Source organism: Ruegeria sp. EL01, assembly GCF_900313035.1.
Taxonomy (GTDB): Bacteria; Pseudomonadota; Alphaproteobacteria; order Rhodobacterales; family Rhodobacteraceae; genus Ruegeria.
Genome location: NZ_OMPS01000046.1, coordinates 255,374 through 270,429, shown reverse-complemented (window position 1 = coordinate 270,429; position 15,056 = coordinate 255,374). Strand labels below are relative to the sequence as shown.

The following is a 15,056-nucleotide window of genomic DNA, read 5'->3' as shown; positions in this document are numbered from 1 at the left end:
TTCATGTAGAAAATGACACATCGCCGCCGCATTTCTGCCGCCGAGAAGCCGTCGACATGCGTCAGGTTTTCAGCTTAAAAAGCGAGATGCAGACAGGTTCTCTCGATGGTTGAGGAAATATTCGCCGCGCTGCGGCACCCTTTTGAGTTGTTCTTTGATCCGACAAACCGTTTGTCCCTGGTTCACATGGGCACGGCACTGGCGGCAGCGATTTTTGTCTTCTATCGAACCAGAAAGGTGCGGCAGGGCAAATCTCTGAAAGATCTGCTCAATTGGCTGCTTCCTTGGGACGTGCTGACCCATAAATCAGCAAAAGCTGATTACGTCATGTTTTTCTTGAACAAATCTATCATCGGCGCGATCTACGCATCGATCTTGTTACAGGTTCCGTTCTGGTACGATGTCGTCGAGAAAATCCTGGGGCCTGCAACGGATGGGCCATATGAATCCTCCCTTGCTGTGTCGGTATTCTATACAGCGGTGGCTGTCCTCGTATTCGACGGGGCGCTTTGGTTTGGGCATTACATTTTCCACAAGATCCCCTTCTTGTGGGAGTTCCACAAAGTCCACCACTCTGCCGAAGTCATGACACCGCTCACCGCCTCACGCATGCATCCGGTCGAGGAAATCATCTCGTCGTTATTAAGCGGCTTTTTCGTTGGGGTCGCTGTGGCGCTCCTTGATCAATATTTTGGAAATGATGCGCGAGCATTTACGTTGTTTGGCTTGAACATCATTGTCTTCGTCTTTTTCATCGCCGCCTTCAATCTCCGGCACAGCCATGTCTGGCTGCAATATCCCGATTGGGTTCAGCATGTTTTTGTAAGCCCTGCACAACATCAAATTCATCACTCAAAGGCCCGTAAACATTGGGATAAAAACATGGGCTTTATCTTTGCGATATGGGATTGGAGTGCTGGAACACTGTACTCGCCAAAATCGAAAGAAAACATAGATTATGGTTTGGGAAATGGCGAAGACGGAACGTGGAATGATCCCGTTGTTTTGTATTTTCGCCCATTCAGAAACGCTTACGCCCTTTTGAAGAAGGATCCCCGAGGTGCTTTGACAGGATCCACCGCCGAAATCCGGTCGGAACAAGAAGCCACACATGTGAACTCTGCCGAGAGCAACTAATCCTCAGGTCATGAAATAATGGGCCTGCGACCTCTCAAGCGTTGGACGAACCTATCCTGATACACTATCTCTTTGGTCTCAATTGTCTTTAGCGCAAAGGTGCCTGAGCCCGGGATGACGAAACGCGGTTATCACCACGGAAACCTGAAACAAGCCTTGATCGAGGCTGCTTTGTCTCTGATCGAAGAAAAGGGGCCGACAGGTTTCACACTCTCTGAGGCGGCTAAAACGGCGGGCGTGACGCCAGCGGCCGTGTATCGACATTTTCACGGCCGCGAAGATCTGATTGCAGAAGCTGCCAGGCAAGGCTTTGAGATGTTTGCCGATCTGATGCAATACGCCTATGACAAGGGGCAGCCATCAGCCCTTGCCGCCTTCGAAGCCACTGGCCGCGCCTATCTGGCCTTTGCGCGAAAACATCCCGGCCACTACATCGCGATGTTCGAAAGTGGGATTTCGCTGAACCGCACCCCTGAATTGTCGCTGGCGGCCAACCGCGCAAAAAGCGTGCTTGAAAAAGCCGCCGATGATTTATCCCAACATATCCCACCGGAAAAGCGCCCTCCTGCTGCGATGTTCAGTGCGCATATCTGGGCGATGAGCCATGGTGTTGTAGAGCTTTATGCGCGTAACACCGGCGCGACATCCCCTTTCCCGCCGGAGGATCTGCTGGAAAGCGGTATTGGCATTTACCTCAGAGGTCTGGGTTTGGTTCCTCAGGACGAGTGACGCGATGTTCAGAGCCGGACGGAACCCAACGGGAACAGTTTCTGAATGCCGATGACCGTTTCCACGACGTCCCCTAACCCAATGCACGCCCGTCATTCAGGAGGGTGGCTCTCATTGCGCCAGTCAAGATTGCCCATTGTGAAGCATAAACATCAGGCCGGATGCGACAACGATAACAGTACAGACCTCGATAGCGGGTTGTGGCTGTGGACTGATGGTCAAAACTCATGCAGCGTGTCGGGCAACAATGATGGATCGTTTCCCCTCAATCGCGACCATCGCCGCTTTTACATCGCTGTCTGACATCCCATGCTCTGCCAAAGCCTCGCCAAACAGGGCGGCCATCTCATCAAAATCGGTATGGGAAATGTTCAAGTGACGATGAACTGCTTCGATCCGGTCATCGCCGAACGAGGCTGGGCCACCAATCAGCGAAGACACAAACTTCGTCTGGTGATCAATCAGGCGTGGCATATCAATATCTTCGAAATAGTCGCCGATCTGGTCCGAATCCAAAGCCATTTCGTAAAACAACATCACAACCCGGCTAATCGTTTTGAAGCCACCATATTTTTCATAAAGCGTCTGCGCCACACGACCACCCCGGCGTTGCCTCTAACGAACATAATAACACTATATCAAAACGCGTATTTTGTTAACGTTATTGATGTTTTTCGGGGGGCTGGCCAGGAACTCAAGCAGCGATGCTCACGCCAAAGTCCTAGTTAAACCTGCAAATCGTCCGCGCATGGAATGAAGCCAACGTGACCGCCCTGTTTCAACACCTGTGTCTGACCGCCCAACTGCCATCCCAGTTTGCGCTGCGCGGCTTGCAGCTCGCGCCGGATGCGGAACCAAAGCGGACCTTTGTCCAACCCCCGGTTGGTCTTTTGATCTTGCTCGTGTTCGCTGGTTTTGATCTGCACCGCACTTTGCACATGTTGTCTGCACCAGATCATCTGCACACCGATGTCAGAAAACCCTAGTACATCCGTCAACCCCGGCGTGGCGCTGAAACCTAGTCATCCAGATGATCAGAGTAGGTTTCCGACCATGACAAAAGCTTACGACACTCTTCATCAGAAACGATGTAAGCGGTGGCATTTGGCGCCACGAATCTCTTACCCCGCGATGCCGTGGGTCCGGTTGTATGCAGATACCTTGGGTTGTCGATGCGCCGCGCGAACATCTTCTCCGGGATCGTACACCTCGATCAAAAGTGGATAGCAGGACGCAATGTCCGAAGAATGTTCGGATGAGCAGTCGCCGCCTGGACATGCTGAAAGACCAACCACAAGGTCAATTTCTGCATGAAACTCCAGGTAATCCCCGGGACGCACTGGGCTTGCCTTCATGAAGTACTGACCAGTATCGCGGGTAAAACCGGTGCACATGAAAACATTCAAAACGTCGTGCACGTGCATCTCAGCTTCGTGCAAAGGCAGATTGCAATGACTGGCCAAGGCGCGCGTCAGATTGGAATGACAGCAATGGTGATAGTCATGGCCAGACAGCAACCGTCCGGTGTAAGGATCGCAGCGGGTGCCAATGACGTCATGCACTGATCCTCCAAACTCATCAAAGCCATACCAGTCAAGCGTGTCTTCGACGATGGTTGCCATTGGGTGCATAGTTGGAAAACTTGACCACATTCGGTCGCCGGTCGACAGATGCGTGCCGTGCAGCGCCCGGGTTTTTCCCGAGTAGAACCGCTCGGTCAGGTCATGCTTGTTCCAAAGGTTCAGATCACCAACCTGTGCGCCTTCGACCGAGACGATGCGGAAGAACGCCCCGGCGGGCACGTCTATGCAAGCCGCATCGCGCGGAGCCGCCGTGGTTTCTGCAGATTTTTGAGCCGTCCGCCTCAGTTCACTGAGACCACTCAAATCGGGTGGATCGAGGCTATCAGGCGGGTAACAAATAACTGGCAGAATACCCTTACGCGTTTCGGCATCCTGAGGCGGCGTGAAGCTTGGATTTTCTGATTTCACGTGAGACCTCCAGTTGGTTGCGAGACAAGCGCCTAACGTCGACAGAGATAGGGCAACTTCGTTCTAGATGCCATCCGAGTTGTCGAAAGGAGTTTTCTAAGCAAATGCTGTCATACACGCATACGCTGCACTTGGCTGGTTTTGATCATTTTCTTCGTACAAATTCCTGTTCGTTCCGCCGCCGAACTCCGCGGCCTCATTCAACAGAAGGTTAGGCGACATTTACAGGCCAAAATGGTTACAGAGCCGATAGTTCACGTCCCGACATCACCTCGTCAGTCGACAGGAAAAAAACATGCTCCCCCAATTTATTGGGAGAGCATGACCCGTACCGACCAACTGGTCATGGCACAGTGGTTCGAGCTTAGAACGACCACCTCAGCCCGGCTTGGAAGAACGGTCCCTGCGCTGCGTCACCGATCTCTTTTTCAGCCGTTACTTCCAGCAGCAAATCGTGCTTGATTTCTTGCTCGTAGCCAACCGAGACACTCGCGCCAGTGAAATCCGTCGATGCAAAGGTCAGATTATTTGTCGAAGAGAACACTGTAACGCTGGTTTCAGAGTCCCCGAGATCGCGTCGCACCACACCACTGAGTTGCCCGAACACCAAACCACCATGTCCAACGCTCATCTCAGCCTCGACACCCAAACGGGCTTCGACAACTTCGACTGTGTTGTCTCCAACTGTTGCATTCGCGATGGAGCCTGTTTCCGTGTAGCCATCGTTTTCCTGCCGCGTGTATCGCACATCAGCAAAACCAACCATGTCCAAAGTGCTATTGACCTCGAAAACGCGATCAACACCAACATAGGCAGTCAGCAAGGTACTGTCGTACTCACCACTTGCATTTGGGCTACCTGTGATTTCCCGGGTGCTGTTCGTGGACAACCAGCCATATCCCAGACCAGCTTCGAAAGTGTAGGCTCCGATCTGTCGACCGAGGGCAGCGTCCAGATAGAAACCGTCGGTGTCAAAGTCAGATGCATTGTCACCATCGGCATGGAAAACACCTGCCCTCAACGCCAGTGCCAACCCATTTTCAAGTTGACCCGAGTATCCCGCACTACCGTTGGCAACAGAAACATCCGTATCCGCACCCGAGCTTGCTTTGAAACGCCGGTCCGCTGCTTCTACCTCAACAAAAGGTCGGAACGCGCCGATTGCACCTCTCGCTGGATCAAAGGAACTGGAACGTGAAACCTGATCCTGCTGACCATAGCTAAGCGCACCGGTCGAACCGCCAATGACGCTGCCATAGAACGCCACAACGTCTCCTGATGGGGCAATACCCGCACTGTCGACAACGGCATAAATCGGTGCCGCACCATTCTCATCCTGCACGTACCAGGCTAAGGTCGAATCTGAAACGGTTGTAGCAAAAGACCCAACACCGGGCGCGGCGTCTTCAAAGCGGAAAACCGCGCTGCCGCCCTGCGCGTCAAGGTTCACATTGTGATCCTGGACGCGGATCAGGCCGGAAACTTTGTCCGTACTGTCAACGTTCAATGTCCCGGTTCCGGTCCCAAGGTAGATCGCATAGGCATCGCCCCCGTCAGATGTGGCGGAGATTTCGCCAACATCCGTAATCACCCCGTCGAAGTTGTCGAAATACAACCCATATGCGTCTGCGTTCGCGCCCCCGCTGGCGGTTGCGGTGATCATCCCGGTGTTCGAGAACACACCTTGCATGTCCCGAACACTGACACCCGTCGCGTCGGCGTCGGCGCCGGGTGTTCCATTCACAAGCATTGCTGTTGCTGTCAGCGTGCCCGAGTTGGTGATATCCGCTGTCGTTACTCCGCTAAGATAAATAGCTTGTGCATCCGCTTCGGTTGCACCAGTTGCCGAAACGGAAATCGAATTTCCGTTGAAAATGCTACCGTCAACCTTACTGCGCAACGTGATTCCCCGGGCCGTGGCTTCTTCGGTGTTTGATACGCTGGTCGCGGTGATCGAGCCCGAGTTGGATAAGGTTCCATCAAATCCACTGCTTGAATAGATGCCGTAAGATGTCGCATCTGCGCTGGTACCGCCATCTGAGGTAACCGTGATCGACCCACTATTCGTGACGTTGCCAGTCAGACCGCCGCTGACATACAGGCCGTAAGCCTCGGCCGAGATGGTATTGTCGGTCGCGTGAACCGTGATCGAACCCGTGTTCGATACATTTCCAGTCAGACCGCCAGAGATGTAGATACCTGCAACTGTCGCCTCAGAATATCCGTCGCCGCGCGCGCTGATGGATCCGGTATTCGTAATGTCTCCAGTCATACCACTGCGAACATGGAGGCCATAGGCTTCGGCCTCTTCAGTCTCATCTGTGGCCACAGCGGAAATCGAGCCGGTATTCACAAAGTTACCAGTCAATCCACCAGAAATGTAAAACCCTGCAACTGTCGCAGAAGAATTTCCGTCACCGCGCACAGAGACGGTACCGCTATTGCCAATGTTGCCGTCCATACCGTCACGAACGTAAAGGCCATAGGCGTAGGCCTCGTCTGTTTGGTCGATGGCGACTGCGTTAATTGTACCGGTATTCGTGAAATCCCCTGTTAGGCCACCCCTGATTTCAAACGCAGTTGCAGTGACCGATGAATATCCTTCTCCACGGATATTCATCACACCTGTGTTGACGATGTTTCCCGTCATGCCGTTCGCCACACGCAAACCAAACGCCTCAACCTCATCTTCAACGGTATCTCTGGCATGTACGTTGATCGTGCCTGTGTTGACGAAACTGCCGGTAAGACCGCTTTCTAAATCAAACGCAACAGCTTCGGCCGAGGTTGTATCAAGGGCACTGATGTTGACGTTTCCGCTGTTCCCAACACGCCCGGTCATGGCGCCTTTGACAAGAAGGCCCGTGGACGTCCCTTTGCCATCACTGGAGCTGGTAGAGACTGAAATCGAACCGGTGTTGGTAAAATCTCCGTTCAGATCCCCTGCAAGGTAAACCGCAGCGGCGGCAACATCCTCGTTGGAAGCAGCCGTGACATCTATCGCACCCGTTGTGACAAGATTTCCGGTCACTTTATCTTTGACATAGACACCAATTGCTTCCGGACTGGTTGCAGAAGGTGGTCTCGGCGGGCCACTGGGGCCGGTAGGCGCGCTTGGAGACGACGAAACGGTTGTGTTTACACTGATGGACCCAGTGTTCACGAAATCCCCGTCAAAGGTTCCGCTTACCTTAATACCGCGGCCCTCGGCCGAGTCCGCAGCAGTAGCGCTAATCGAGATGCTTCCTGTGTTGACGATGTTTTCATCCATCGAATCAGACACGTAGAAGCCGACAGCAGTTGCATCGTCTTGGCGCGAGATGGCTTTCGCGGTTATTGTCCCGGTATTGACGAAGCTGCCGGTGACACCTCTCGAGGAATAAACACCGTACGCATTGGCATCGGATTCCTCGGCAACGGCTTGCGTGGTGATTGTTCCTGTGTTCATGACGCTGCCGTCCAGGCCCCTGGACACGTAAAGGCCATAGGCTTCAGCCGATTCCGTCTGATCCGAAGCGAAGGCGGTGATCGACCCAGAGTTGCTGAAATCACCTGTTAAGCCGCCACTAATGTAATAGCCGGCGGCGGTTGCAGAAGAATACCCTTCCCCCGAACGTTCACGGTTCCGATATTCGTGATGTTCCCGGTCATGCCCCTGGACACATAGAGGCCATAGGTTTCGACCTCTTCATTTACATGGTCAATACCAACCGCTGTTATTGATCCGGTATTTGTGAAGTTCCCAGTGAGACCACCGCTGACGTAGAAACCTATTGCGGTCGCAGAGTCCACACCTTCCGCCCGCACATTGACAATCCCAGAGTTCAGGATGCTTCCCGTTAGGCCGTTCCTGACACGGACGCCATTCGCTTCGGCCTCATCCCCTTCGGTCAGAGCCTTGACATCAATTCTGCCAGAGTTGGTGATGTTTCCTGTCATCCCGCCGCTGACATACACACCGTTGGCTTCGGCGTCATCCTTTGGGGACAGAGCAGTCACATCCAGTGTGCCTGAATTATTGATATCGCCGGACATACCCCCCTGGATATAAAAACCAGCGGCCGTGGCGCTGCCGTTTCCAGCAGTCGGAGAGGATGCAGTGGCCGTGATCGTCGCACCATTCGACAAATTGCCCGTAACGCCATTCTGAATGTACACGCCTGCGGCATCAGCAGACGAAGACACCCCGGTTGCAGTTGCGTTTAACGTTTTGGTGTTCGTGAAATTGCCAGTTAAACCGCCAACCAAATGAAAGGCCCACGCGGCGGCTGAAGTCTTGGCTTTCGCATTGGCAGATACCGTCCCACTGTTGTGAATATTGCCGGTGACCCTGTCTGTGACCCTGACCCCAATGGCATCAGCAGACCTTCCGTTTTGTGTCGCTGTGGCCTGAATTGTGCCCGCGTTATTGATACTTCCATTCAGTTGTCCGGCGACTTGAATGCCATAAGCAGAGATTTTCGCGCCGTTTCTGGCGGTCGCGCCGATTGTGCCGCTGTTCGTTATGCCTGCGTTGACATCTGAAGTGAAAGACAAACCTGATGCGTTGGCCGCATTTGAGAGAGCAGAGGCAGCACTTGCCGTTATGACCCCTGAGTTACTCACTTGTGCAGAATTCTGCACCACATCATCAAACAGCACACCAGCGGCCTGCGCATCACTACTGGTTCGCGCCGCGACACTCACAGTGACAGTTCCGGTGTTTGCAACACGACCTGCGACTGTTTCATGTAGCTCGATACCGACGCCATTCACGCGCGCAAACGCTGTGATGTCGACGCCGATGGTGCCATTGTTCACAATCTGACCTGATGCCTGAAGCTCTCCGTCAACCAGAACACCAGTCCCCAATGGGCTGGACGTTGCAGGGCCCGTGATCGTGCCATTATTTGTAAACGTGCTTGAGTAGTTCGGAGCGACAACAACGGCGGGACCGCCTTCCGTTGTAAGGCTGACCGATCCGGTGGACGTTATTGTGTTGTCTTCGTCGTTTATGAACACAACCCGCGAATTTTGAGGAGTCGAAATTACCTCGGCTGAAACAGTACCTACAGACAGCGCGACAACCGACACCGAAGCCAGAAACACAGATGGCGCCATACTTGCCACCTGACCTTTCCATTTCACAACACGACCGCCGCGCGCCACACGTTCCCGTGTGCGCAATTTTGCGCATTCACTCATTTCCGAAGACCCCTTACGGATATTTTTTTGTTAACTATTAGCGGAGCGTTAGCTAGAGACGAAGCTGGGCGCAATTATGACAAAACGCCAACTAGGCCCAAGATTTGGTGATATTGCACAAACAACACACTAAATATCGTTTTGATACTTAGGCTTAATGACCTATTCTCACGGATAGACGACGCTTAAAGAATGGTCTACCACGCGCCAGGCGCTACGTGAAAAGCCAACGACTGTTGATTTTGATCGTACCGACAGACCGAGGAAGATCGCGTGACACAACAACAGCAGATGCCCGTACAAGACGCATTCAAATTGGCTATGTCCAACTATGAAAGCGGGCAGCTAAGGCAGGCTGTGTCTATCTTTTCCGAAATCCTGCGAATCGTCCCACAGCACGCCCATGCACATCACATGTTGGGGTTGATTGCGTTTCAGACTGGTCAACATGACCCCGCTGTGAAAGCGGTGGATCAAGCCGTAAAATTACAACCGGAAGATGTGAATTTTCTTACAAATTTCACCGAGATCCTGCGCAGTGCCGGTGAACTTGATCGGGCACATGAGATTGGCCAGCGCGCCGTGCAGTTGGCGCCCGGGCACGCGGCGGCGCACTCGAACCTCGGGCTTGTACTGTATGATCAGAAAAATCTGGACCAGGCACGGGCGTCCCAGGAACGTGCGCTAGCATTACAACCGGATTTCGACCGGGCGTTGAACAATTTGGGCAGCATCGCGCGGGATCACGGGGACCGGTCCCGCGCGGCTGATTTGTACCGGCAAGCGCTTCGTATCAATCCAGCTTCGTCTGAGACAACCAACAACCTGATTTCTGTTCTTATTGAAAAAGAAGAGGTTGCCGAGGCCCGTTCAGTTGCAGAAAGCTATCTTAAAACCGCTCCGAAAGATGCGGAGCTGCACAGGAATTTCGGGCGTATCTTCATGCTTGAAAACGATCTGGACAAGGCCGAAACCGCATTTCGGAATGCCATTGGTCTGAACGATCAAAAAGCAGAAAGCTATGTTGGCTTATCTCAGGTGCTATTTGAAAAGAACCACCCCAAACTGGCCTTGGTCGAAGCGGACCAGGCGTTGCGCTTTGATTCTGAAAGCGCGGCTGCTTGTCATCAGGCGGGGTTGGTCAAGGCTCATCTTGGGGACATCGATATTGCAAAATCGCTTTACATCAAAGCGATGTCTCTTAAACCCGAACTTGCGGCCAGCCGGTTGGCGCTAGGTCATCTTGCCCTGGAACAAGGTGATTTTGAGGGAGCGCGCCAACATTTTGAAACCGCCGCGCAATCTGCCGATGACGACCTGAGCGCCCAAATTGCATTGGCCCGCTTGGAAAAAATCACCGAGGACAGCCCAGCTTTTCACGCGCTAGAGGCCGCCTTGCCCGATGCAGACCAAATGTTGCCGCAAAAGGCAACGGCCTTTCACTATGCGTTAGGTGAGTGTTATGAAAAGCTAAAACGGTATGATGCGGCATTTGCGCAATACGAAAACGGTGCGCGGATAAAACGATCATTGGTCAGCTATGATCCGTCGGAAAATGACCAGTTGACAGAGGATCTGATCGCGGCATTCGACAGAAAGATGATCGATCGATTACACCAGAATTCGGTTTCCAGCGCCAAGCCGATTTTTGTGCTGGGAATGCCACGATCCGGCACCACATTGACCGAATCCATTCTGGACGCCCATCCCAACGTGTTTGGCGCCGGAGAATTGAATGATCTACAGACCCTTTTCGGCCGACTAGAGGACGGGCGGTCAAATGTTCCGGCTGCGTTGCGTTCCATGACGGATGCAACATTGAGACGTCGGGCGGAAGACTACATCGCAACCCTCTCGCACCACGCGCCAGACGCGGCGCGCGTAGTCGACAAGATGCCTGCGAATTTTCAACTGATCGGCTTGATCCACGGTTTAATGCCAAACGCTCGGATCATTCATGTTGCTCGCGACCCGCTGGATATTTGTCTGTCCTGTTTCACACGGTTGTTCGAGCGCAGCCAACTGCACAGTTACGATCAGGTTGAGTTGGGCCGATACTACAACAACTACGACCGCATGATGGAACATTGGCGCGCTGTATTGCCGCCCGAGGCATTCCGTAGCATTCAATACGAAGAGCTGGTGGATGACACTGAAACGGTGGCTCGAGGGATCATCGATTACTGCGGTCTGGACTGGAATGACACCTGCCTTGAGTTTCACACTGGTCAGCGACGTGTCCGCACCGCGAGTGTGCAGCAGGTTCGGCAGCCCATCTACGCGTCTTCAAAGCAGAAATGGCGTCGGTATGAGAAGCATCTACAGCCATTGATCGAGACGATTGGCCAAGACAATAGCAGACCGTAACTCTGACCTTAATAAGAACTGACCTGTCAGTTTGGCAGCAGCAATGGCCGCCTTACAATGCCTCGCGACAAATGGTTGGATTCAAAGAGAGCGCAAGCGCGAATTTTGTCCACGTGGGGTTTCGAAGTGATGATGAAAGACAAACTAGACCAGACGGCTCATCAGGAAGTAAGTGAAGAGTTCGGTTGGTTTGGGTGGCGGAGAGACAGTCCGTCATGCTGAGGCTTATAGCGCTGTTATAAATATGTTTTATCAAAATCATACACACTAATGTATATCAATTTGTGTATCAAAATTCGAGATTCTTCGACCCCAAAAAGATTCTTCTGTTCTTAGTATTTAGAGCCTCAGGGCGTGAAGACCCAACACAAAATCTTGTTACGCACGCAATCCTTGACGAACCAAACAAATAGCATCAACATTTTCTCTACTTGTTAGGCAAGAGAATTGCTGCGCGATGCCACGACGAACAAAGCTCTCGCCATCCACTGCTTCGAGAACTAGGCACCTACTAATGTTGGCTGCTGAGCTTATGCATGGGGAGAAAGTTTCAAAAAAAGAGATAGTTGATATGGTCGCCTGGGTAGATCAATTGGTTCGATTGTTAGAACACAAGGATAAAGCGCGTCCAGGGCTTCGAAGTAAACCAAGATGGGAAGCTACACTGGCCGATGAGCTGCGACGTTGCCTCCAGTTTCAAAAGATCGACCTCGCAACCTACCGAGTTACTCGGCAATCGAGAAGGCGACGAGATACCGACCCAACTTTAAAGAATGAACTGGTCTATGTCATGCGCGCTCCGGCGATGCAGAATCTACGCAAAATCGGATCCACTGCACATCACAAAGAGAGATTGGATACCTGCAACCGCGGCATGAAAAGAGCCACGATGCCGGACTTGTTGGAATATGAAGGGATGTGGAATTGCAGAGACGGTTATTTCGTTGAAGCCTGCTTGCACGAACGTTTCAAACTCATAGGTCAGCAATATACTGGAACTCTCGGAACAGAGTGGTTTTACGTCTCGGAATCGGCGGTGTCCGAGATGATCAAGCCTTACCTTAGGATCGAGAAATTTCGGCCAACCACATGAGGGGTAATGCAAAGGACTGTGTGGACCAAAAGTTTTTGACCCAGTATTCTGATGAATGATTTGCTGTAGGACCCGGAATTGTGTTCAACAAATCCATCCACCTTGACGCGGATCTCTGGTCGTTGGGCACGTTGTGGATCTCCGTGAGCCAACGTTATGGTTTGTCGGTATCGGGATGCCTGACGCTGTGCCGATCCATGACCTTATCGAGCCGCGACCAGTCAATGGTTCGCATCAACTCTTCTACGCCCTCTGGGTCCACTATCCTGTCTTGACCAGCATGTTTCACCACATGGCGGACCAGCCAAAGGCAGAGACAGGTGACAACAAACGATACGGTTATGCTGATCAGGGTTTCGGTGCTCATAGCCTACTATACCACAAAGGGGGTTTGTCGTCTGATCGGGTGATCGACAATATGATCTGTCGTGATCTGGTGATAATTGAAGCGATCATCGACCGGTCTCAATCAGTACTGCTAGCCGTAGTTGACGGTGTATCTCCTTGCACCGCGATTGCTTCATCACGCTCACCGACGGCCAGCTCTGCGATCTTGCGGACCAGATGCCAAACGCTCGTCCGCCGTGGATGATCTTTCACCCAACCCGTTACATCAGCGGCTGGGATGTCGAGTTTGGGCGCGGCGTGCTCGACGGCCCGCACCTTGTAGTCGCTGATGTCTGCCAGCATGGACATGTTGCCGGCCCGAGCTTCCGCGATTGGTGTCTGATTTGCGTAAACGACAATTCTAAGCATCTTCATCCCTTCCAAGCTGTCTGTTCCAATAAGTTCTGGGCAGCACCAGTTCGTCCAAGTACCCTCTTGAAGGTGATATTGCCGGGATCAATTCCGCTCCTGACTTTTCGATTTCTGATGCAGGAGCCCGCGTACAAGCCGGTGCAAAACCCGTACCGATTTGTGCTGTTTGAAGGTCTCGACCAGGGCTTCGACGTCGCCCAAGTCAAGCGCAAAGAACTCACGCCGCAGACCGTACTCAGCAGCATATTCGCTCACCATGCTTCTGCATGATCGCCGGCAGTTGCTCCGGCGTTGGTTCCGGAACCTCATAGATTGTGCAGCGGCTGCGCAACGGAGCAGGAATGCACCCCAGATCGTTTGCCGTCAGGATCCAGCTCACATGTGAGGCATCCACATCAGCAGCGAGATACTTTTCTCGATATCTCCGGGCCTCAATCGGTTCCAACATACCAAGAAGTTCACCGGTGATGTCTCCGTTGCGGCCGGCATGCGTTTTGTCGATCTCATCCAGAACGATCACTGGGTTCAACACGCGTGCCGTGGCCACGGCCTCCGTGACGATGCCAGCATGTGCGCTGTGCCAACCAGCACTGAGGCCAAACAAGTGGTTTTCGGACTTGCCACCCACGTTAGCGATCTGCGCATGAAGGCCAAGCGCCTTACAAGCCGCCCGGGTCAGAGCCGTTTTGCCAAGGCCCGCTTCGCCGACGAGCAGTGTTGGTTGAATGTGAATGATGTTCGAGCCCATGTCCCAGGTTCGCTCGATGCCCTCGGCGATCCCTTCGATGACGTGGTCGCAATGTGGGAACCTGTCGGAAAGTGCACGAAGCTTGTCGAGATCCGCCGGTGCCCCCAAGCGAGCAAACTGGTCGCTCCATTCTGTCAGCTGCTGGATGTGTTTCGGCATCTCCTTCTGAAGGGTGGGCGGCAGGTATTTGAAATCCTTTTTATCGACGAGATACCGGGCGGGCTCTACCTTCTCGTCAGCCTTGGTTTCTGGAGAGCTTGCCTTTGCATGGGCTTCAGCGATGACACGCATGACGCCCCGCCAGATATCCCGGCTAAACATCTGGTTCACTGCGTCAGCGCCAAAGATTGCCAAGGTCGGATCAATTTTCTCCAAACGCTCAATCTCACGCTGCCGCCAGTTTTTGGATTCATCGCTGTAAGCCGCAGCTTCCTCGCACCGTTTGCGCAGCACATCGCCAAGATCGTCGGCACAGGCATTCTGAAGGACCATCTGCTTGACGCGCTGCCATTCGTTGGGGGAATGCAATGGGTTCAGAATACGGCGCAGCATTTCCGCCTTTTCGTGGTCAAAACCCGCCAAAGCAAAGACCTCTCCCTCAGCCCATGTTGTGTCGCTTTTCATCTCACCAGCCTTTCGAGACGCAGGCGGGGCATCTGTGGCCCGACACGCCCCAGGCAATCTGCCCGAGATAGCCGCAACTCCGGCACTGAAGGGTCGCGCTTTTCGACCGCAGGTTTAGCCCGATTTTGGGGAACTTCTCCGAGCGTTCGACTGCGGCCTCATGCGCGTGCCAACAGCACAGGTTGGCATACCAGGCGCCGATGCATTGAATTCTCGAAACGTTTCCGCAGCGCTCACAACTTCTGCCCGCTTTCTGGACGGCATCCTCCAAGCTCGACTGGATGAATGGGTCGTCTGTTACGCCGCCCAAGTAAATTCTAAGCGCGCCAAATTTCTGTTTGATCTGGCTAACCGAGGGGTAGGTTTTCTCCTCCCCGTCACAATGCTCTTTGATATCTTCAAGGCACTCCGTGACAATCCGGAT

12 protein-coding genes are annotated in these 15,056 nt (G+C 53.1%); 4 read left to right on the top strand and 8 right to left on the bottom strand.

Annotation, left to right across the window (positions count from 1 at the left end; all coding sequences use genetic code 11):
* Positions 1-186: 186 nt before the first annotated feature.
* Both D9K61_RS21675 and D9K61_RS21670 read left to right on the top strand, forming a co-directional pair.
* On the top strand, positions 187-1,137 hold the full coding sequence (locus tag D9K61_RS21675) for a sterol desaturase family protein (protein WP_162946994.1): 951 nt from the start codon (positions 187-189) through the stop codon (positions 1,135-1,137).
* Between the two features lie 114 nt (positions 1,138-1,251).
* Complete coding sequence (locus D9K61_RS21670; RefSeq protein WP_120635279.1) at positions 1,252-1,866, top strand: TetR/AcrR family transcriptional regulator; 615 nt, start codon at positions 1,252-1,254, stop codon at positions 1,864-1,866.
* A 225-nt stretch (positions 1,867-2,091) separates the two neighbouring features.
* Here D9K61_RS21670 and D9K61_RS21665 read toward each other — a convergent pair whose 3' ends face one another.
* The 5 genes from D9K61_RS21665 to D9K61_RS21645 form a co-directional block, all read right to left on the bottom strand.
* Positions 2,092-2,460 (bottom strand): group 1 truncated hemoglobin, encoded by a 369-nt coding sequence (locus D9K61_RS21665; protein ID WP_120635278.1) that lies wholly within the window; start codon positions 2,458-2,460, stop codon positions 2,092-2,094.
* Between the two features lie 131 nt (positions 2,461-2,591).
* Positions 2,592-2,864 carry a hypothetical protein gene (locus tag D9K61_RS21660; protein WP_162946993.1) on the bottom strand — a complete coding sequence of 91 codons (273 nt, stop codon included), beginning with the start codon at positions 2,862-2,864 and terminating at the stop codon, positions 2,592-2,594.
* A gap of 123 nt (positions 2,865-2,987) precedes the next feature.
* Positions 2,988-3,857 carry a DUF1989 domain-containing protein gene (locus D9K61_RS21655; protein WP_120635276.1) on the bottom strand — a complete coding sequence of 290 codons (870 nt, stop codon included), beginning with the start codon at positions 3,855-3,857 and terminating at the stop codon, positions 2,988-2,990.
* Positions 3,858-4,221: 364 nt separating this feature from the next.
* A complete protein-coding gene (locus D9K61_RS21650; protein ID WP_120635275.1) occupies positions 4,222-7,305 on the bottom strand; it encodes an autotransporter domain-containing protein in 3,084 nt (1,027 codons plus the stop codon).
* 107 nt (positions 7,306-7,412) lie between these two features.
* Positions 7,413-9,041, bottom strand: a complete 1,629-nt coding sequence (locus tag D9K61_RS21645) for a hypothetical protein (RefSeq protein WP_120635274.1) — start codon at positions 9,039-9,041, stop codon at positions 7,413-7,415.
* Positions 9,042-9,314: 273 nt separating this feature from the next.
* On the opposite strand from D9K61_RS21645, the gene D9K61_RS21640 reads away from it, so the two are divergent.
* A complete protein-coding gene (locus D9K61_RS21640) occupies positions 9,315-11,408 on the top strand; it encodes a tetratricopeptide repeat-containing sulfotransferase family protein (protein WP_120635273.1) in 2,094 nt (697 codons plus the stop codon).
* Between the two features lie 514 nt (positions 11,409-11,922).
* Complete coding sequence (locus D9K61_RS21635) at positions 11,923-12,501, top strand: GIY-YIG nuclease family protein (RefSeq protein ID WP_162946992.1); 579 nt, start codon at positions 11,923-11,925, stop codon at positions 12,499-12,501.
* A gap of 154 nt (positions 12,502-12,655) precedes the next feature.
* On the opposite strand, the gene D9K61_RS21630 is transcribed toward D9K61_RS21635, so the two are convergent.
* The 3 genes from D9K61_RS21630 to D9K61_RS21620 form a co-directional block, all read right to left on the bottom strand.
* Entirely contained in the window at positions 12,656-12,868 is a 213-nt protein-coding gene (locus tag D9K61_RS21630) for a hypothetical protein (RefSeq protein WP_120635271.1), read from the bottom strand.
* Positions 12,869-12,966: 98 nt separating this feature from the next.
* Positions 12,967-13,263: a hypothetical protein gene (locus D9K61_RS21625; RefSeq protein WP_120635270.1), complete on the bottom strand. Its 297-nt coding sequence runs from the start codon at positions 13,261-13,263 to the stop codon at positions 12,967-12,969.
* Between the two features lie 232 nt (positions 13,264-13,495).
* A complete protein-coding gene (locus tag D9K61_RS21620; RefSeq protein WP_120635269.1) occupies positions 13,496-14,632 on the bottom strand; it encodes an AAA family ATPase in 1,137 nt (378 codons plus the stop codon).
* Positions 14,633-15,056 lie beyond the last annotated feature (424 nt).

Coding starts and splice junctions, on each gene's coding strand:
- D9K61_RS21670 (WP_120635279.1), top strand. CDS start 1,252: ATGACGAAACGCGGTTATCACCACGGAAACCTGAAACAAGCCTTGATC.
- D9K61_RS21645 (WP_120635274.1), bottom strand. CDS start 9,041: ATGAGTGAATGCGCAAAATTGCGCACACGGGAACGTGTGGCGCGCGGC.
- D9K61_RS21625 (WP_120635270.1), bottom strand. CDS start 13,263: ATGAAGATGCTTAGAATTGTCGTTTACGCAAATCAGACACCAATCGCG.
- D9K61_RS21635 (WP_162946992.1), top strand. CDS start 11,923: ATGTTGGCTGCTGAGCTTATGCATGGGGAGAAAGTTTCAAAAAAAGAG.
- D9K61_RS21620 (WP_120635269.1), bottom strand. CDS start 14,632: ATGAAAAGCGACACAACATGGGCTGAGGGAGAGGTCTTTGCTTTGGCG.
- D9K61_RS21630 (WP_120635271.1), bottom strand. CDS start 12,868: ATGAGCACCGAAACCCTGATCAGCATAACCGTATCGTTTGTTGTCACC.
- D9K61_RS21675 (WP_162946994.1), top strand. CDS start 187: ATGGGCACGGCACTGGCGGCAGCGATTTTTGTCTTCTATCGAACCAGA.
- D9K61_RS21650 (WP_120635275.1), bottom strand. CDS start 7,305: ATGAACACAGGAACAATCACCACGCAAGCCGTTGCCGAGGAATCCGAT.